Origin of the sequence: Fictibacillus sp. 26RED30 (genome assembly GCF_015903845.1) — a bacterium.
Classification (GTDB): Bacteria; Bacillota; Bacilli; order Bacillales; family Fictibacillaceae; genus Fictibacillus; species Fictibacillus phosphorivorans.
This window is the reverse complement of the sequence record NZ_JACZDV010000001.1, coordinates 361047-379933: the sequence shown is the minus strand read 5'-3', so window position 1 is coordinate 379933 and position 18887 is coordinate 361047. Positions and strand designations below refer to the sequence as shown.

Sequence of the window (18887 nt, the reverse complement as noted above, 5' to 3'; positions counted from 1 at the left end):
CTAGTGCCATCTTCTCACCTCTGAGTGTTTTTACATAATCTTTTTCTCTTTATTTTTAATAGTTAAAGGACTTTCCACCATGGGAGCTCTTTCGTCATTCAGCCAGCATGAGGCATGATGACCTTTATCGATCATAAAAGAAGTCGGTTTTTCTTCTTCACAAACATCTAGTACATATGGACATCTAGCTGCAAAGGAACACCCCTTTGAAATTTGTGACAGATCTGGGGGGGAGCCATCAATTCCTTTTAACGGCTTTTTACTGTCAACATCCGGGATTGATTGTAAAAGTCCCCATGTATAGGGGTGTCTTGCTTTATAGAAGATCTCATTTACTGTTCCGCTCTCTACTATTTCACCAGCATACATGACTAAGATTCTATCTGCCATGTTTGCCACGATGCCTAAATCATGAGTGATCAGTATGATGGACATATTTAACTTCGGTTTTAACTCTTTTAACAGTTCTATTATTTGAGCTTGGATGGATACATCTAATGCTGTTGTAGGCTCATCTGCTATGAGGATGGAAGGTTCACAGATGAGGGCCATGGCAATGCCTACCCTTTGGCGCATACCTCCGCTTAGTTCGTGAGGATACTTTCTACTATTGTATTCTGGTTCTGGAATTCCAACAAGTTTGAGCATCCTGTGAACTTTTTCCCACACTTCTTTTTTCGGTAACTTATCGTGAACGATTAATCCTTCTGCGATCTGCTCACCAATTCTCATGGTCGGGTTTAATGAAGTCATTGGGTCCTGGAATACCATTGCAATTTTTCTGCCGCGGTATTTGACCATTTCTTTCTTTGAAAGCTGGGTTAGTTCTGTTTCTTTATAAAGAATGGATCCATCAACTATTTTAGCGTTTTGTGGCGGTAATAGTTTAAGTATACTTTTGGCAGTCACGGACTTCCCGCTGCCAGACTCGCCGACGATCGCTAGCACTTCTTCTGTTCCTAGACTAAAAGATACTCCTCTCAAGGCATTTATCGTTTTCTTTTTTGCGTAAAACTCGACATAAAGGTTGCTCACCTCTAAAAGATTCGTCATCTACTCACCTACGTTCTCATTTTAGGATCTAACGCATCTCTTAATCCATCTCCGACCACATTGAAGGCAAACATCGTTAACGAAATGAAGAATGCAGGAAAAAATAATATCCATAGGTGACCCGTCAATAGTGTCACAAGTGCCTCGGATGTCATCGTTCCCCAACTGGCCAAGGGTACTGGTACTCCTAAGCCTAAAAAGCTTAAAGTCGCCTCAGCAAAGATAGCTCCGGGAACAGATAGAGTCATAGCAACAATGATAGGACCTAAAGTATTGGGAAGAAGATGTTTAAACAAAATCTTATAAAAACCAGCTCCCAGTACTCGAGACGCCATAACGTATTCACATTCTTTGAGCTGGAGAATCTGTCCCCTTACAAGCCTGGCGATTCCAATCCACCCTGTTGCTGCCATCGCTAGTATGATGGTCGTAAGTCCGGGCTTGAGAACAACCATCAATAGAATGGTTACCAGTAGATGAGGCAACCCGTATAGGATATCTACTAGTCGCATAAGAATCTCATCCGTTTTACCACCTTTTAACCCTGCTATTCCACCGATGATTATTCCTACAATAAGATCGATTAAAACAGCCATTATTCCTATGAATAAACTAATCCTTGCTCCCGTCCATGTTCGGGCAAAAATATCTCTTCCTAATTGGTCTGTTCCAAACCAATGCTCTTTTGATGGTGGTTGATTGGATTCTAGTAAGGATTGATCAGAATATGAATAAGTCACTAACTTAGGACCGATAACAGCCATAATGATTAACAATAAGATGATGATTAGCCCAACGACAGCGAGTTTGTTCTTGGTTAGATAATATAACGTTTCTTTAAACTGTGAAAAAGGTTGGACGTTGATTTCTTCAACTATTCGAATGTTTTTTTCTTTGAAATGAAATTTTCTCTTCTCGTTTAGCGCTTCCATATTATCTCCTCCTCGCTAGTTTGATTCGAGGATCTAAGAATCCGTAAGTCAGATCGATTATTAAGATGAAGAGTATCAATATTGCACTGTAAAATATGGTTGTGCCTAAGATGACCGGATAGTCCCGATCAGAAATTGATTGAACAAAGTATTTTCCGATCCCAGGAATACCAAATATTTGTTCGATCACAAAACTCCCTGTTAATATTCCAGCTGATATAGGACCTAGTACAGTAACAACCGGTATCAATGCATTTCTTAATATATGACGAAAGATTAACCGTGAACCCGTTACACCCTTCGCAATAGCCGTTTGAACATAATCTGAGGTAAGAACTTCTAATATGCTCGACCTTGTTAATCTAGCTATGTAAGCTAACGGACCAACTGCCAACGCTAAGCTTGGAAGAACAGTATGTCTCCACGTACCCCAAGTAGCGACTGGGAGCCATTCAAGCTTTATCGCGAAGTAATTAATAAGAACAGTTGATAGTACAAAGCTCGGTACTGATAAGCCTAAGATGGCTATAACCATTGATAGATAATCTAACCAGCCGTTATGTTTGATCGCGGCTATGATACCTAGAGTCATCCCGAAGACGACTGCAATAACCAGTGCCTGTATGCCGAGTACCGCCGAAACAGGAAACCCACTTAATATTAATTCATTGACTGTACGTGTATCCGATGTAATCGAAGGTCCAAAATCTAAAGTAATAATTCCTGCCATGTATTTGAAATACTGGATGATAAGCGGCTGATCAAGGCCATAGTGAGCCCTCAGATTTTTCAGTACTTGTTCAGGTATGCTCTTTTCATTCGTGAATGGGTCACCTGGTATCAGATTCATTAACACAAAAGTTAGAGTGGCGATGACAAACAACGCAAGGAGTGCAGTCATCATTCGTTTAATGATATAGAAAATCATAGCTTACCTCCTTGAAAGAAAGAGGAAAACCAAAACGATTTCCCTCTATCAAATCATATTTCTTTACTCCACAAAAGCTTCCCTATAATCAACCGCTTGTATAATGTAACGGTGAACATTTTTTACATTATCTTGTTGCAGGTAGACTTTGTTGTTAAAGTAAAGTGGAGCGATCGCCATGTCTTCTAGTAATACTTTCTCGGCTTCTTGCATGTATTCAGCCCGCTTGTTTAGATCGAGTTCGGTATCTACTTTCTTAACCAAGTCATCATATGCCGGAATTGAGATTTTACTATAGTTATAGACATCTCCCGTTGTAAACTGACCGAGCAGGTTCTGAGCATCATTGTAGTCTGCCCCTGTGCTATAGATGGCTATCTCGTAATCTCCTTTTTGAACATTTTGAACAAACACTTTTCTCTCCATCGTTTTAAGCTCGACTTCTAAACCTAGATTCTTCTTCCACATTTCTTGCATCGCTTGAGTTAATTGGTTGTATAAATCGCTTGTATAGAACAATAGGCTCACCTTTGGCAGACTACTTAACCCTAACTCAGCCTTTCCTTCTTCTAATAGCTGTTTTGCCTCTTCAACCGATTTGTCCTTATAGAGTGAATCTCCTGCCTGCTCCCTGAACTCTCCCACACCATTTCCTAAACCGTTTGGTATGAATGAGAACGCAGGTGTTTCTCCTCCTTGAGTTACTTTATCTACAATCAATTGTCTATCCAGTGCCATACTCAGTGCTTTTCTTATCTTAGGATTACTGAACACCTTGTTCTCATGATTAAATCGCAAGTAGGCTACGCTTGCACTTGGTAGTTTTTCCGCGTCTCCGCTCTGAATGAGCTGGCTCTTGATAGAGTTTGGTATCTGTTCAGCAACAGCGATCTCCCCTGATTTGTACATACCATATTCGGTGTTTTGATCGTTTACCATCACCCATTTCAGTTCGTCTAGCTTTACGACCTCTTTTGCCCAGTAATTCTCATTCGGGACCATCACTAGCTCTTGATCGTGTTTCCATTCTTTAAGTTGAAATGGGCCGTTTGAAACAAATGTTTTTGCATCTGTCGCCCATTTAGCATTTGCTTCTGCTACCTTTTTGTTCACAGGCAATAATGTAAAAAACGATGTCAGTTCTAAAAAGAAGGATGTCGGTCTTTCGAGTGTGATTTCTAAAGTTTGTTGATCGGGGGCTTTTATACCAACTTCATTAAAATCTTTTACTGTCCCTTCATTATATGCAGCGCCGTTTTTGATGAAGAACAGATTACTTCCAAGAGGAGCAGCTACTTCTGGATTCAATACTCGTTCCCACGAAAAGATGAAGTCTTCCGCTGTTACTGGATCTCCGTTCGACCATTTAGCGTTCTTATTTAGATGAAAAGTATAAACTGTTTTATCATCAGAGATATCCCATGATTCGGCAACTCCGGCTACGACATTTCCTTTTTCATCCAACCTGACTAATCCTTCGAATAATTGGTTACTGATGTCTCCCGCGATCTGATTATCAATTAACGCCGGGTCTAGACTAGGAGGTTCTGATATGGCATTGATGGTTAGTTTTTGTTCCTTTTTTGTTTCACTATCGCTTGCAGCCGGTTCTTCTTCAATCCCCTTACTGCTGCAACCACTTAAAATAAGACTTACAAGTAAAATAAATGAAAAGAAAACACTTAACCTTTTTTTCATCCCCATGCCTCCCATAATCATATTTAACAACTAATCAATAACGTTGTACCCCTCCTCTTCTATTATTTCTTTGATTAGTGCTGTGTTAGTCTTATTAGACAAATAGGTTACTTGAACGCTGTTATTTGAGGCACTTGCTTTTACAGATTCAACTCCTGGTGATTCCATAAGTGCATCTTGAATGGCTTTCTCACAATGGCCGCAGCTCATTCCGTTTACTTTAAATTCGAATTTTTCCATGTTAGCCTCCTACAATGCCCCTCAAAATTTTTAAGTTTTTTTTTATATATTAAGTTGTTGTTTTATTTGATCGATACCAAACCGATTAAGAAACTTTGAAAATTTTTCTCTCCTTTTACCGTTTTTAGCATAAATATCAATAATTTGTTCGACTAGTTTAAATAATTCGTTTGGTTGTAGATTATTTTTGAAAAGTTGACCTGTTCGTGCATCAAGACCATTTGCTTTGCCACCTAAATAGAGATCAAAGGTGTCTCTTTGTTTTATAACTCCAATATCGTTTACTAATGGTTCACCACATGCGGTAGGACAACCAGTATATGCGGGCCGTAGTGTAAAAGGCACTTCCTTACCTGCGATACGATTGTTCAACTCGATGGCAACTGGCATACCCTCTTCTTCTGCCCCTTTACAAAAACCGCAAGTTCTTAAGCTCTTTACATAGTTTCCTACTGAATAACATGAAAGACCTATAAGCTCCAACTCATTCCTTATTTGTTCCAGGTTATCTTCTGGTACTTGAATAATAAGCTGTTGGAATGTTGTTAATTCAATTTCTGAATCCTCAGGTAAGTACTTGCTCAATAGAAGTAATTGTTTAGGTGATAGTTGTGCACCAAAACCAATTCCTCCGTTGACAGCTAGCCTAACTAACTTTCCCTCCAATGAAAAACCCCCTCTTATACCATACCCTCCCAACGTATAATATGTAGTATAAAAAAAACCTAGTACCAGCTAGGAAGAAATAGTATATAAATTTTCTAAAAATTCAAAATAATTGTAATTGATTCCATTTTAGTATTCCAATTTTTATAAGTCAATGGTTTTTTTATTTTAGTTTTAAAAATAATTATCTCTTATTTTGGTATATTTTTTTCAGTAGATATTTTAAAATAAGTTATCCATCTAACATATAAGTATATAGCTCTTATAAGTAAATCTAGAGCAATTGAAATCCATATCCCTGCTATTCCATAGCCGAGTACGATTCCAAAAAGGTAAACACCTAGGACTCGTATCACCCACATACCGACTGCTGTGCTATACATGGGACTTTTTGTATCGCCAGCTCCCTGAAGAGCCCCTGCCAAGATCAATCCTACAGCAAGTGCGGGTTGGGCAAATGCATCGATTCTTAGAGCAGTTACCACCATTTCAATGGCATTTTTATCTGTCGTGAACCAGGATGCAAAATATGGAGAAAAAACAAATAAGATGATCCCTATTATTGACATGAAGAAGATTCCGACCCCGGTTGTTAAAATGCCATATTGGTAGGCATCTTTTAATTTTCCCGCTCCTATACTTTGGCCTACTAGAGTAGTAGCGGCGATAGCTAATCCATATCCAGGCATGTAAGAAAAGGTTTCGATGTTTCCTGCAATGGTATGAGCTGCGAATGTTTCTGTTCCTATATGCACAATCAATCCGAAGTATAGAACTTGGCCAACTCTCATTATTAACCTTTCGATCGCAGCAGGTATGGATAATTTTATGACGGATAGCATGACGCCCCTTATCATGTTCAGTGTACCTTTACGCAGGGAAAAAGAAACGATTGATTTCTTAATATAATGATAGAGCATCCATGTTCCCATTATTCTTACTAATACTGTAGCCCAAGCGGCCCCAGCAACTCCTAATCCTTCCCAATCGCCTACTCCAAAAATCAGAACATAATCAAGACCAAGATGGATTATATTTATCCACCAGCTTACCTTCAATGGTGTTTTCGTATCACCAGAAGCTCGCAGGATGCTTCCGAAGATGAACATGAGAGAAATGAATATGGAGGGTATAGCGACGATTCGGAAATAGACAACTCCATCCACTAAAACTTTTTCATCAGCACCCATTAATAAAAGGAAAGGTTCCGCCAAAAATATACTTACGGCTCCAAAGAATAGACCTATAAACGCTGTTAAGAGAGTCGATTGTTTAGCGATTGATTTCGCCTGATCAATATCTCCGGCTCCTAAACTCCGTGCGATCAGTGATGAAGTCCCGACGCCAACCGCCATAAAGACGGCTATATAAACGGCTATTACCGTATTAGCTACACCTACTGCAGTTACCTCCTCTAGTCCTATCTTTGCTACGAAGAGAGTATCTACGAATCCTACAATCGTTTGTAAGATGTTCTCTAACATGGCTGGAATTGCTAAAGAGAGAATAATAGAGATTTTTCCCCATTTTGTCTGTTCCTTTAATGAACCATCCGATTTCAGTGACATTTATTCACTTCCTTGGTTTTTATGTTTTCAGCAATGCATTAAACCTCCTTTTTCACATGATTGTTCTAAAATTTCCACATATACTAGTTTTCACCTTCTTTCTTTTATCTAAATTTTATTTTATGTTCATTCAAGAAATATAAAAACCAAGTACTCGAGCATGAGAACTTGGCACTTGGAAATCCTTTACACTTTTAATAACTTAGCATCATTATCGTTCAAAATTTTATCTTTCGAGAAATTATATTTCTTCTCAATATAAATTTTATGCCAAATCATAAACGTTAAAATCGTCCACAACTTTCTGCTATAATCTTTCTTTCCTTTTTGATGGTCATCTAAAAGATTCAGCAAATACACTTTATTAAACAAACAATCCGTTTCACTTTCGACAATCAAAGAATATGCCCAATCAGACAGTTCATTTTGAAGCCAATGGCGTATGGGGACCGGAAATCCTAACTTCTTTCTAGTTAGAACAGAGTCTGGTACGATTCCTTCCATTGCTTTTCTTAGTATATATTTTGTCGTTTGATTTGTTATGGTCTTAGACGAAGAAAGCTGTGAAGCAACTTTAAAGACTTCCTTGTCCAAAAATGGGACACGCAACTCTAATGAGTTCGCCATCGTCATCTTATCGGCTTTCACTAGAATATCTCCCCGCAGCCATGTGTGCATATCGATATACTGCATCTTATGAACATCGTCTAGGTGTTGAATGTTACGATATAGCTCTTTTGTAACGTTTTTATAATCCCATTTCGTTTGATAGTTCTTAAGGAGCTCCTTTTTTTCAGCTTCTAAAAATATCTTTGCATTTCCGATATAGCGGTCCTCGATGCTGGTTGTACCTCTCTCAAGAAAGCTTTTTCCACGTGTACCATCAGGTAGCATTTTTGAAAATGAGTTTAGTCCCTCTTTTACTCCTGTTGGAAGTTTTTTGAAATGTCTTAATGAATATGGTTCACGATAGATATTGTATCCACCGAACAGTTCGTCTGCCCCTTCACCGGAAAGGACTACGGTAACGTGCTTTTTGGCTTCTCTTGCGACAAAAAACAGTGGGACTAATGCAGGATCCGCGACGGGCTCGTCCAAATGCCAAATGATTTTAGGCAGTTGTTCAATAAACTCTTCTGGTTTTACAATATAATGAATATTCTCTACCCCAAGATCTGAAGCCGTTTCTTTGGCTAAATCTATTTCACTGTAACCTTCTCGTTCAAATCCTACAGTAAAAGTTTTAATTTTAGGATTAAACTCTTTAGCTAACGCTACAATACTTGAAGAATCTATACCTCCAGACAAGAATGAACCAACAGGAACATCACTTCTCATGTGCACCTTTACAGATTCTCTCATTACATCCCTAATCGTATTGATTTCCTCATCAAAAGGTTTGAAAATAGGAGTAAAGCGAGGTTTAAAGTAATTCTTAATATTCATCTTTTGACCGATTTTTTTTACAAAGTAATGACCTGGCTCTAACTTTTTTATTGAACTGGAAAAAGTGTATGGTTCTGGAACGAATTGATATGTGAGATAATAATGTAGAGCTTCCTCATTAAAGCTCCCTCCATTCGTTGCAAGCAGGATGCTTTTTTTCTCAGATGCACATAATAATTCATCCTCAGATTCATAATAAAAAAATGGCTTAATACCAAAATGATCTCTAGCACCAAACAATTCTTTTTTTTCTTTATCCCATATTAAAAAACTAAACATACCTCGCAACTCATTAAGAGCCTTTTCACGCTTGATACTATATAAAGCCAGGATAACCTCCGTATCAGAATCAGTCTTAAAAGATAGCCCTCTCTTTTCTAAGCCCTCTCTTAATTCAAGATAGTTATAAATCTCACCATTAAAGGTTATCCAATACCGATCATCTTCATATCCTAATGGCTGTTTCCCGCTATCTAAATCAATAATACTCAATCTACGGAATCCTAGACGAATATGTTCATCAAAATAATATCCAACATCATCTGGTCCCCGATGAGAGATAATATTAGTCATGTTCATAAAATCATTAACTTCTGTATTCGTTCCTTGTATCTCGTTATTACTCAAATAACCGATAAAACCACACATTACTAAATCCCCCATTAAATATAATGAAAGTTACCCATTTACTAAATTTGATGTTATTTATTATTTCAAAATATCAATTCTCGAATAATGGAAACTTAATCAATAAATATTAATAACTTAAGTAAATTTGTTATAACAAAAAAATATGCATAAATTATGAAGTAGTACCACATTCTAGTTCAAATCAAAAAAGAACTACCTTTTGATATGATAGTTCCTTCAATAAAATATAGATTAAATTTTTAACAATTGTGCATTGATGGCTACGATAATTGTACTTAATGACATTAATACTGCTCCCACTGCTGGATCTAATAAAATTCCATAGGGATAAAGAATTCCGGCTGCGAGAGGTAAGGCAAAAATATTATAACCAGCGGCCCACCATAAATTTTGTAACATCTTTTTATATGTAGCTCTTGAAAGATCAATTATTGAAACGACATCTTCTGGATTACTTCTTGCTAAAATAATATCAGCTGTCTCCATAGCAACATCTGTCCCAGCCCCTATCGCTATGCCTAAGTCTGCACTAGCAAGGGCTGGGGCATCATTTACACCATCACCGGTCATTGCAACTTTTTGACCGCTCGATTTAATCTTCTTAATTTGATCGGCCTTTTGATGAGGAAGTACTTCTGAAAATATCTCGTCTAATTTCAACTTTTTTCCGACCCAATTCGCAACTTGTTGATTGTCTCCAGTTAACATTATAGTTCGAATATTTTTTTCTTTAAGTTTCTCAATCGCCCTATAGGCAGTATCTTTAACTTGATCAGCTAGCGCAATCATTCCGTATAATTCGTCATTAATCAAAATAAAAGAAACTGTTTTGCCCTCGTTCGATAGTTTTTTATAAGTTGTTGAGTCAAAAGCTATGCTCTCTTCGATTACATACCTCGGACTCATAACTTTCACGGCCTTGCTTTTTATTATTCCTTGTAAGCCTTTTCCTGTTATTGATTTAAATTCTTCTACTTCCAACAGTTTGATATTCCTTTTATTCGCCTCTTCTACAATACCCTTCGCAATAGGATGTTCTGATTGAGATTCTATTGATGCTGCTAGTTGCAATAAATCATTTTCATCTTTATTAGCCTCAGTTATTATATCTGTAACTCCAAATTCCCCTTTTGTTAAAGTTCCTGTTTTATCAAACACAATAGAATCTAAGTTTCGAGCGTCTTCAAAACTTGTACGGTTTCTAATTAGAAGACCATTTTTAGCAGATAAGGTTGTAGACCTTGCAATTACTAATGGAACCGCTAACCCTAAAGCATGCGGACATGAAATAACTAAAACAGTAACCATACGTTCAAGTGCTATGTAGAAATCATAACCTAAGAGCAACCATATTATTAAAGTCGTTAAGCTTGCACACAGAGCTATATAAAACAACCATTTTGCTGCCCGATCAGATAATGCTTGAGTTTTCGATTTTGTTGCTTGGGCATCTTGAACCAGTTTAATGACTTGGGATAAATAGGTTTCTTCACCAATATTCTTTATTAATATCGTTAAAGACCCTTCACCATTAATGGAACCAGCAATTATGTTGTGATCCTTCTCTTTTTCCACAGGTACTGATTCGCCGGTTAACATGGATTCATTAACATTTGAAACGCCTTTAATGACTACACCATCGGCAGGCACCTTTTCTCCAGGTTTAATAAGGATTTTGTCATGTTTCTTTAATTCTGAAACAGATACATCCATTACATCACCGTTTTCTTGTATTAGATGGGCTTCTTGAGGCATTAACTTAATTAGTGCTTCCAGTGAGTTGGATGCCTTCATAATTGATTTCATTTCTATCCAGTGACCTAGAAGCATAATATCCACTAATGTCGCTAATTCCCAAAAAAAGTTTTCCCCTTCATATCCAAAAACGGTAAGAGTGCTGTAGATATAGGCTGATATGATAGCAAGCCCAATCAATGTCATCATACCTGGATTCTTTTGTTTTATTTCATCAATCAATCCTGATATAAATGGCCATCCACCATAAAAAAATACTACTGTTGACAATGTAAACAGGACTAACATCGAACTTGGAAAAGTTATGTTAAAACCAAAAAACATCTGAATCATCGGTGAAAGAATTAAAATGGGTATAGTTAATAATAATGAAATATAGAACCTTTTCTTAAAATCATCAATCATATGGTCATGGTGTCCGTTATGATCCTCTTGATTAGTATGATTTCCTAACGAATGATTATGTTGTTGCTTATTTTCTTCAGTATGATGTTCATTCATGTGATGGTGATTCATTTTTTACATCCCTTCATTTATAAATTTAAACCCAATGCAATAAACACATTGGGCTTAAAACTATAATTTAGCTTTTACAATTACTATTTTTCCGATTTTTATATTAATTATTATCTTTATTGTCATTTTTGTTCTACACATCATGAATCATATCATCCATCACATTCACTACATTTTCAGATTGTTGTTCTAATTATTTTCCCATTTGTATCCTAAACCCCATACTGTTTTAAAATAGTTGTCAATTGGAAATCCTGCTTTTCTGAACTTTTCTCTAATATTTCTAACATGAGAGTCTATAGTTCTACCTTCAGTTTCAGATTCCATACCCCATATAATCTCTATCAACTGCTCCCTATTAAAGACACGCCGAGGAAATTTGATTAATAAGTAAATCATTTCGAACTCCTTTGGAGTAAGAATTATCGATTGATTATTATAAGAAATATAGTGCCTTTTCTTTTCAATAATCAATCCTTCAATTCCATAATCCTCTTCATTTTCTTGCTGCGACCTTCTTAAGACTGCTTCAATCCTAGCTAATAATACCTCTTCATCAAATGGTTTCGTAATATAATCATCCGCTCCAAGTCTTAACCCCTTTACAATGTCCATCTTTTCGTTCCTTGCAGTCAACATGATAATAGGTACTTGCAGCCATTCTCGAATCAGCTTAATTGTTTCCCAGCCATCTATATCTGGCATCATAACATCTAATAGAACTAAATGAATTTTCTCTTTTTTTATAATTTCAATCGCTTGATTTCCTGAATAAGATTTTACTATTTCAAAATTATATGGTTTTAAATATAATGAGATCAAATCTACCATTCTTTGTTCATCGTCTACTATTAATATTTTTTTCATTTTTAACTCCTTTTTAAAAATACTGAGATGGTTGTTCCTTTCCCGATTTGACTCGTGGCAGTAATCTTTCCATCATGCTGTTCTATAATCTCTTTCACAATAGCTAATCCTAAACCGGAACCTCCTTTTTCTCTAGACCGGGACTTTTCGACTCTGTATAAACGATCCCAAATCAATGGCAATTCATTTTCCGGAATCCCTTCACCCTCATCTTTAATCTGAATTTCGATAAACTCCTTGTGTCCTGTGACACTGATATTGACCGTCGTATTTTCTGATGAGTATTTCATTGCATTATCCAAGAGGTTGATTAGAACCTGATATATCCTTTTCTCATCAATCTCTAAAATATAATCCCCGTCCGAGAAATAAACCAATTCGATCTTTTTTGAAGAAAAAACTGGTTTTATATTATTAAGAACTTTTTGAACCAGTTGGGAGACCGACACTTTTTCCTTATGAATCACAAACCTAGTTTGGTCCATCTTTGCAAGTTCGAACAAATCCTCAATAAGTTTGGTCAGATTATTTGATTCTTCATTTATGATGGTTAAATATTTTGCCTTCTCTTCTACTTGGATATTTGGACGCTGCAGGATTTTAGTATAACCAGTGATGTAGGTAAGGGGTGTACGTAGTTCATGTGATATATTAGCTAAGAATTCAATTCGATCTCTTTGTAATCGATTCAAGTCCTCCGATAAAGTAGTAATCTGCAGGGCAAGTTCACCGAGTTCATCTTTTCTGTTTATATCTAAGGTGACTTTGTGATAACCATCACTTAATTTTTTTGTTGCTTCTTTCATTTTAAGTAAGGGTTTAGTAATCGTTTTAGATAAAAAGCTTACTGCAATAATCAGTATTATTAGTGAAATGATACTGATTTTAACAAACTCATCTATAAGATGGTTATTCATCTGTTGAATAAATTTTGTATCTAAAAACATATATACGAATGCCACGTGCTTGCCATCAATTACAATAGGTGAAACCGATGCAAAATAAGCTTTCTTCTTCCAGTCATTCTGTACTAAAAACCCATGATGGCTTGGTGTGATATTTTTATTCAGTATCTCTTTCATCTTAGTGTCGATATCACTTGACCTAACTAAAATGTTATCATCCGAATCCATTACTACAACTTTTGTTTTCGCTTTGGACTCCATTAGACCAACATGATGGAGTGTAACATCATCAAACTTTCTTTCTAAAACATCTCTATGATTATTTCCACGCGCGACAAGATCTCGTGTTTCCTCTTGAATACGACTTGTCAAAATGCCTTGATATAAGATTAAAAAAAGTAAAAACTCTATGATTAACATGATAACCAATAGAATTAACCCAAGTTTTATTGAAATCTTCATAGTCCCTCCTATTAGAGCCAGTAGACAAAGATATCTAGAATACCTAGAACAGTAAACAAACATCCAAAAGTCACCTGGATTACATTGCCTATTTTCTTGCTTTTCTTCAAAAGTACTCCATATAAATTAAAGTATAAGATTAAAAAGATTAATAGCAGAAATGGAAAGACTGTTCCTAAAGCGAAAATCCCCGGCAGTATGATTCCATAGGAAGTAGAAAGTACTAATGGCATTAAAAGTCCAAAAAAGAGTAGAAACATTGTTGGACAAAAACCGAGTGTCAGTACAACTCCTAATAAAAATGAATTAATAATGCCTCTTTTTGAAAAAAAGGAGTGGAAATTGAATATAATACTCAAGTTCAATTTTATGATACCAATCAGGTAAAATCCGATGATTATGAGTAACGGGCCAATCAATTTTCTGACAATAGGGAATATTGTAGTTAAGCTATTTTCTAAAGTACGACCAAATATCCATATCAGTAGTCCTAACATAATATAAACAAAAATTTTTCCGAATATGTAAGCGGAGATCTCTGGCCAAATTTTTGAATCCCTTAGAGACTTATTGCCATAATACATCATGGTACTTATATTTCCAGTTAATTGACAAGGAGCTACTGCCCCCAAAATCCCTAAAAAGAAAGCACTCAAAAGTGGTATGCCTTGGTTATTATAAAAGAGAGTAGTTAAGGGTTCATTTAAAAAACTACTTAACAAATTAAAAATATCATACATAATTCTCCCCCTCTCCCTATTAACATTACCTTAAAATTATCAAGAATTTATGCATTAAATTCAGAGCTCAATATCATCCATCTACCTAATCATACTCCCTATTTATTAATAGAAGATAAGCAATACTAAAGTTAGGCATAATTTTCTAAGTTAAGAGCTTTCGTTTAATGTGAAAAGAAGCTTCCATTGTTCACCTCTAAATAGAGGTAAAAAAAGAGTACCTACTATCGTAGATACTCCTCCCACTATTAAAATCTTACTCAGGTGATAACTCGCTTTCAGTTAACCATTGATGGTTTGTTACTTTGTCCCCACCGGTCGTAGGGGTAAAATCGACCATATAAATTGTGGTTTTCACTACAGAGTCTATAGTAGCTTCAGCATCTTTCATGCCCTCCATGTGGTCTGCATTAAGCACGACTTTTGCACCTGGTTTTAAAGGTTTCTCATTTGCATCCTGAAGCTCTTCTTGAATAACCCATTTATGATCTGTTACTTTTTCCCCACCTGTAGTTGGCGTGTATGTTACTTTATAAACATATGTATCATAAGCACCTACAATTGTTGCCTCTGCCCCTTTCATCCCTTCCATATGATTTGCATTTATAATCGCTTTACTTCCTACTTCATATTTAGGATTTTTTGCTTCTTTTAAACCTTTTGGTACTTCTCCCGATCCGGAATGGTCCATATTCCCATGGTCCTTTCCTTCTTCCATTTTCTCATCATTTTGATTTGTATCTTGGTCATTATTACCACACGCAGCGAGAGTAAGTGTGAAAACCAGTAGTAAACTTCCAAGAAAGTAATTTTTAAATTTCATTAAAAACTCTCCTTCCTTTTTTATTTAAACACTATATTACCCTTTAAATTGCAACAGTATGCATGACGATTTTTTCATTCAAACTTCATTCACACTTTTAAGTATAAGGTATCTATTTTGATAAGAAGTGTACTAATAAAATAAGAACTTTTTGTGTATTCTCTTTGCAACAAACATTAAATATTAAGTTTTTAATAGATTGTGAGATTAGAGTATCCTTTGAGGAGTATTTAAAGAAATAATCAAAGAAACAAAGCGAAGAGATAATTTAGTCTCGCATGCTGGTTTTGGTTATCTTTTAATAACTATGATCTAAACCAAGTTCATTTCAGGACTTTCCGCTAAATAATGCAGCTGAAGATGATTCCGATATATGGACTTATCTTTTATATATAAAGATAATTATTGATTAAATGAGTATAAGTCAATTAAGTCATAATTACGGTTCATCTTCAAAAAAACTCCTTATTTTTCTCTTATAATCTAATCAAAGTGGTTTTAATAGAAAATTAGAGGAGTGTTTAACTTGATTGAATCTTCAATGCAACCCATAGATCGGGTGGCTCTTGATTTTGGAGTAATTCAGATTTATTGGTATGGGTTAATCATAGCTTCAGGAGCATTTTTAGGATTTCTCCTTGCAAATAGAGAAAGCAAGAAACGTGGCCTCCCAAAAGACACGTTTGTTGATTTGGTCATGATAGCCGTACCAGTCTCAATACTTACAGCCCGATTATACTACGTTATTTTTGAATGGCAGAAGTATAAAGATAGTATTGCCGATGTATTTGCTATCTGGAATGGGGGAATCGCAATCCATGGAGCACTCATAGGTGCCTTTTTAACAGCATACATTTTTACAAAAAGAAGAGAACTATCCTTTTGGACTATTGCAGACATCGCAGCTCCAAGTATCATCTTAGGACAAGCGATTGGACGATGGGGGAACTTTATTAACCAAGAAGCCCATGGAGGACCGGTATCAAGGTCGTTCCTGGAAAATCTATGGCTTCCGGATTTTATCATTAATCAGATGTATATTGACGGTGTTTATTACCAGCCCACTTTTCTTTATGAGTCGGTATGGAACATGATTGGTTTTTTTGTCTTAATAACCCTTAAAAAGTTCAATCTTAAGAATGGCGAAGTGTTTCTAAGCTATATAATCTGGTATTCCATAGGAAGGTTTGCCATTGAAGGGATGAGGACTGACAGCCTTATGTTAACTTCCTCATTAAAGATGGCACAGATCATATCGATCGTTTTGATCGTTCTTTCCTTCTTCTTAATTGTTTATAGAAGAACGAAGAAAAATTCTCCAGTATCTTAAAAATTAGCAGGCCTCAAATATATGGCCTGCTTTTTTATATTCACGAATCCCCAGTAATAATCGGATTCCCAATGGTGATAATTGTACGTTTCCTTTCTGTATGATAATAACTTGAGATTTGAAAATTAATCTTGTTCTTATTTATTTTAATGGTCCGGTTAAGTTTTGGAGAGAACCCGTTGGAACTGATGAAGTACTTGTCTATGTACTTATCGGTTATTTTTCCTTTCAGTCTCTTTGTCATCTTATTAATGAGACTGATTTGTTCATCCTGGACTAATTTTCGCTCGATGGCTCCTTGAACTGTAGTATTGATGTTAGGATTTAACTTTAACGTGATTAACTTGTTGCGTAAGTTATCGTAAAGTTTTTTCATGTTCTTTGTTCCTAAGTCCTGACTCGTAATATTAACCAATAAATAGGTTTTGTACAAATTCGGACTTGTTTGAACTTTCTGTCCCAGCCATTTTATTGACAGTGTTGTCTTTTTACTTTTTTTATGAGTTCCTATAAATTCTATGATTCCATGATCATCGTGATCTGTGTAAACTTTTAATTGGACTGAGAATATCTGGTTTAGTTTATTTACCATTCTTTGAAAATCATTCAACGTTTGCTTTTCAGAAATGGTTGTTCCATATGTGAGAAATAATTTTTCTTGTTGTATAGATTCATTGTCCATTAAATTTTTTACGACTATTGAGTCCGTTGGCTGTTTATCACTAAAACCAATCGGACTATCTATAAGTATGAGAAAGATTGTAAGTATAATAACAAATGCCTTTTTCATTAATGTATCCCTCCCTACTAAACTAGCATCCCCATTTATGCTAGTTTTATACCGTCCATACTTATTTAGAGCATTAGAATTTCCCCATAAATAAATCCGTTTCCCAAATGGAAAACGGATTGTGTGTATATTTTATTTCAAATAAACCTCTACTCTTTTTGCAAAGGTAAGATTAAAAATTCGACCCTTCTGTTCTTAGCTCTCCCTTCAGAGGTTGAGTTAGATTCCAAAGGTTTATGTTCCCCATAAGCTTTTATACTAAAACGAGCAGGATCTAGATCTTTGTTAGAGAGCACAACATCTAGAACATGAAGAGACCGCTGCATGCTTAATTCCCAATTGGAACGAAAATCGTTATTATGTATCGGTACATTATCGGTATGACCGCCGATGATTATATCTCTTGCCGGGTGGGTTATTAATAAAGGGGTTAATTGGTAGATTATTTTTTTTGCCTCCATTTTGAGTTGACCTCTCCCAGAATCAAAAAGGATATCATTAACAATAACAATATAAAGGCCATCATCACTTAACTTCGTTTGAACAATCTTCTGAAATCCGTTTTCGTTTATATAATTCTCTATTTTTATATGTAATTTTTCAAGTTCATTTTTCTCGTATTCTATTATCGATTTTTGCTCTTCGGTTAGCATACTTGTAGTCTGGTAACTTTTAGTCTCATTTAGTACCCCTTTATTACCAAAACTTGTACTTAAGGATATCATCATGGCATTAAATTTTTTTGCATCAATACTACTAGAGGCAAAAAGTACAATAAATAATGCCAATAACAAAGTTAACATGTCCGCATACGGTATGAGCCAAGACTCATCTACTTTTTCTTCATTCTCTTGTTTTCTTTGTCTCATAACCCTCCCCCTCTTTAAGTACATTTTACATATTAGATATGGATTTTTTTTGCATAAAAAAAAGCCGTGAAAACGACTTATGACTTATTTTGAATTGGTGTTTTTGAACAATAAGTATCCCAAATAGATAGCAGTTAAAACCAACAGGATCTTTCCTATCCAGGTAAATTGCGTGATTTGATAGACGGAGAATGCTTCGAGTAATAGGGCTGGGACTTTCCCAACAATGGTAGCTGCAGAAAATACTAGAAAAGAAGAGTTAGTAAATGCTGCAGCTAATGTTACAATACCTGACGGAATAAAGGGCATCAATCGTAAAGAAAAGATTAAATAAAAGGCGTCTAACCCTTTCGCTTTTCTTAATGTATTTACCCATGAATACATGGAAATTTTGGTGAGCTTAAATTTATTTAATCCCTTTTTATATAACCAAAAAGAAATCAGGGCACCAAGTATCTCGCCTAAAAACGAGATAAACGTTCCTCCCCAAAAACCAAAGAAGATGATGTTCGCTCCGGTTAAAAACACGCTAGGAACGATCCCTAAAACAGCAATAATAATATTTAATGAAAGACTGATAGCTACTGTCAGTATTGGATTACTGCTATATAAGTCGAGAATAAAACCTTGGATATCCATATATTTTCA

The 18887-nt window shown here is 35.8% G+C and carries 17 protein-coding genes; 1 reads left to right on the top strand and 16 read right to left on the bottom strand.

Going from position 1 to position 18887, the window contains the following annotated elements; genetic code table 11:
* Positions 1-30: 30 nt before the first annotated feature.
* From IHV11_RS01830 to IHV11_RS01770, 13 genes are all read right to left on the bottom strand, one after another.
* Positions 31-1053 (bottom strand): ABC transporter ATP-binding protein, encoded by a 1023-nt coding sequence (locus tag IHV11_RS01830; RefSeq protein ID WP_197129818.1) that lies wholly within the window; start codon positions 1051-1053, stop codon positions 31-33.
* A gap of 8 nt (positions 1054-1061) precedes the next feature.
* Entirely contained in the window at positions 1062-1985 is a 924-nt protein-coding gene (locus IHV11_RS01825; RefSeq protein ID WP_197129817.1) for an ABC transporter permease, read from the bottom strand.
* A gap of 1 nt (position 1986) precedes the next feature.
* Positions 1987-2913, bottom strand: coding sequence for an ABC transporter permease (locus tag IHV11_RS01820; RefSeq protein WP_197129816.1), 927 nt, complete (start codon positions 2911-2913; stop codon positions 1987-1989).
* 63 nt (positions 2914-2976) lie between these two features.
* Positions 2977-4611: a peptide ABC transporter substrate-binding protein gene (locus tag IHV11_RS01815; protein WP_231607364.1), complete on the bottom strand. Its 1635-nt coding sequence runs from the start codon at positions 4609-4611 to the stop codon at positions 2977-2979.
* A gap of 30 nt (positions 4612-4641) precedes the next feature.
* Entirely contained in the window at positions 4642-4851 is a 210-nt protein-coding gene (locus tag IHV11_RS01810; protein WP_197129815.1) for a heavy-metal-associated domain-containing protein, read from the bottom strand.
* A 42-nt stretch (positions 4852-4893) separates the two neighbouring features.
* Positions 4894-5517, bottom strand: coding sequence for a nitrite reductase (locus tag IHV11_RS01805; RefSeq protein ID WP_197129814.1), 624 nt, complete (start codon positions 5515-5517; stop codon positions 4894-4896).
* A 191-nt stretch (positions 5518-5708) separates the two neighbouring features.
* Positions 5709-7085, bottom strand: coding sequence for an MATE family efflux transporter (locus IHV11_RS01800; protein ID WP_231618261.1), 1377 nt, complete (start codon positions 7083-7085; stop codon positions 5709-5711).
* Between the two features lie 186 nt (positions 7086-7271).
* Positions 7272-9179, bottom strand: coding sequence for an asparagine synthase (glutamine-hydrolyzing) (gene asnB / locus IHV11_RS01795; protein WP_197129813.1), 1908 nt, complete (start codon positions 9177-9179; stop codon positions 7272-7274).
* A gap of 234 nt (positions 9180-9413) precedes the next feature.
* A complete protein-coding gene (locus tag IHV11_RS01790; RefSeq protein ID WP_231607362.1) occupies positions 9414-11453 on the bottom strand; it encodes a copper-translocating P-type ATPase in 2040 nt (679 codons plus the stop codon).
* A 189-nt stretch (positions 11454-11642) separates the two neighbouring features.
* Positions 11643-12320, bottom strand: a complete 678-nt coding sequence (locus IHV11_RS01785) for a response regulator transcription factor (protein ID WP_197129812.1) — start codon at positions 12318-12320, stop codon at positions 11643-11645.
* 2 nt (positions 12321-12322) lie between these two features.
* Positions 12323-13687, bottom strand: coding sequence for a HAMP domain-containing sensor histidine kinase (locus tag IHV11_RS01780; protein ID WP_197129811.1), 1365 nt, complete (start codon positions 13685-13687; stop codon positions 12323-12325).
* 11 nt (positions 13688-13698) lie between these two features.
* Positions 13699-14427 (bottom strand): sulfite exporter TauE/SafE family protein, encoded by a 729-nt coding sequence (locus tag IHV11_RS01775; protein ID WP_197129808.1) that lies wholly within the window; start codon positions 14425-14427, stop codon positions 13699-13701.
* A 256-nt stretch (positions 14428-14683) separates the two neighbouring features.
* Positions 14684-15250, bottom strand: coding sequence for a YdhK family protein (locus IHV11_RS01770; RefSeq protein ID WP_197129805.1), 567 nt, complete (start codon positions 15248-15250; stop codon positions 14684-14686).
* A gap of 529 nt (positions 15251-15779) precedes the next feature.
* Between IHV11_RS01770 and lgt the strand changes: the two genes are divergently transcribed.
* Positions 15780-16580: a prolipoprotein diacylglyceryl transferase gene (gene lgt, locus IHV11_RS01765; protein ID WP_312035283.1), complete on the top strand. Its 801-nt coding sequence runs from the start codon at positions 15780-15782 to the stop codon at positions 16578-16580.
* Between the two features lie 40 nt (positions 16581-16620).
* Here lgt and IHV11_RS01760 read toward each other — a convergent pair whose 3' ends face one another.
* The 3 genes from IHV11_RS01760 to IHV11_RS01750 all read right to left on the bottom strand — a co-directional run bounded on the left by IHV11_RS01760 (position 16621) and on the right by IHV11_RS01750 (position 18878).
* On the bottom strand, positions 16621-17370 hold the full coding sequence (locus tag IHV11_RS01760; RefSeq protein WP_197129799.1) for a YwmB family TATA-box binding protein: 750 nt from the start codon (positions 17368-17370) through the stop codon (positions 16621-16623).
* A 149-nt stretch (positions 17371-17519) separates the two neighbouring features.
* Positions 17520-18239: a flagellar motor protein MotB gene (locus IHV11_RS01755; RefSeq protein ID WP_231607361.1), complete on the bottom strand. Its 720-nt coding sequence runs from the start codon at positions 18237-18239 to the stop codon at positions 17520-17522.
* An 84-nt stretch (positions 18240-18323) separates the two neighbouring features.
* Positions 18324-18878 (bottom strand): TVP38/TMEM64 family protein, encoded by a 555-nt coding sequence (locus IHV11_RS01750; protein WP_197129793.1) that lies wholly within the window; start codon positions 18876-18878, stop codon positions 18324-18326.
* Positions 18879-18887 lie beyond the last annotated feature (9 nt).

What these genes read in the sequence shown, in the direction of transcription:
- IHV11_RS01820 (WP_197129816.1), bottom strand. Translation starts at nt 2,913, where the DNA reads ATGATTTTCTATATCATTAAACGAATGATGACTGCACTCCTTGCGTTG.
- IHV11_RS01815 (WP_231607364.1), bottom strand. Translation starts at nt 4,611, where the DNA reads ATGAAAAAAAGGTTAAGTGTTTTCTTTTCATTTATTTTACTTGTAAGT.
- IHV11_RS01825 (WP_197129817.1), bottom strand. Translation starts at nt 1,985, where the DNA reads ATGGAAGCGCTAAACGAGAAGAGAAAATTTCATTTCAAAGAAAAAAAC.
- IHV11_RS01775 (WP_197129808.1), bottom strand. Translation starts at nt 14,427, where the DNA reads ATGTATGATATTTTTAATTTGTTAAGTAGTTTTTTAAATGAACCCTTA.
- IHV11_RS01755 (WP_231607361.1), bottom strand. Translation starts at nt 18,239, where the DNA reads ATGAGACAAAGAAAACAAGAGAATGAAGAAAAAGTAGATGAGTCTTGG.
- IHV11_RS01770 (WP_197129805.1), bottom strand. Translation starts at nt 15,250, where the DNA reads ATGAAATTTAAAAATTACTTTCTTGGAAGTTTACTACTGGTTTTCACA.
- IHV11_RS01790 (WP_231607362.1), bottom strand. Translation starts at nt 11,453, where the DNA reads ATGAATCACCATCACATGAATGAACATCATACTGAAGAAAATAAGCAA.
- IHV11_RS01800 (WP_231618261.1), bottom strand. Translation starts at nt 7,085, where the DNA reads ATGTCACTGAAATCGGATGGTTCATTAAAGGAACAGACAAAATGGGGA.
- IHV11_RS01785 (WP_197129812.1), bottom strand. Translation starts at nt 12,320, where the DNA reads ATGAAAAAAATATTAATAGTAGACGATGAACAAAGAATGGTAGATTTG.
- IHV11_RS01760 (WP_197129799.1), bottom strand. Translation starts at nt 17,370, where the DNA reads ATGAAAAAGGCATTTGTTATTATACTTACAATCTTTCTCATACTTATA.
- IHV11_RS01830 (WP_197129818.1), bottom strand. Translation starts at nt 1,053, where the DNA reads ATGACGAATCTTTTAGAGGTGAGCAACCTTTATGTCGAGTTTTACGCA.
- IHV11_RS01780 (WP_197129811.1), bottom strand. Translation starts at nt 13,687, where the DNA reads ATGAAGATTTCAATAAAACTTGGGTTAATTCTATTGGTTATCATGTTA.
- IHV11_RS01750 (WP_197129793.1), bottom strand. Translation starts at nt 18,878, where the DNA reads ATGGATATCCAAGGTTTTATTCTCGACTTATATAGCAGTAATCCAATA.
- asnB (WP_197129813.1), bottom strand. Translation starts at nt 9,179, where the DNA reads ATGTGTGGTTTTATCGGTTATTTGAGTAATAACGAGATACAAGGAACG.
- IHV11_RS01810 (WP_197129815.1), bottom strand. Translation starts at nt 4,851, where the DNA reads ATGGAAAAATTCGAATTTAAAGTAAACGGAATGAGCTGCGGCCATTGT.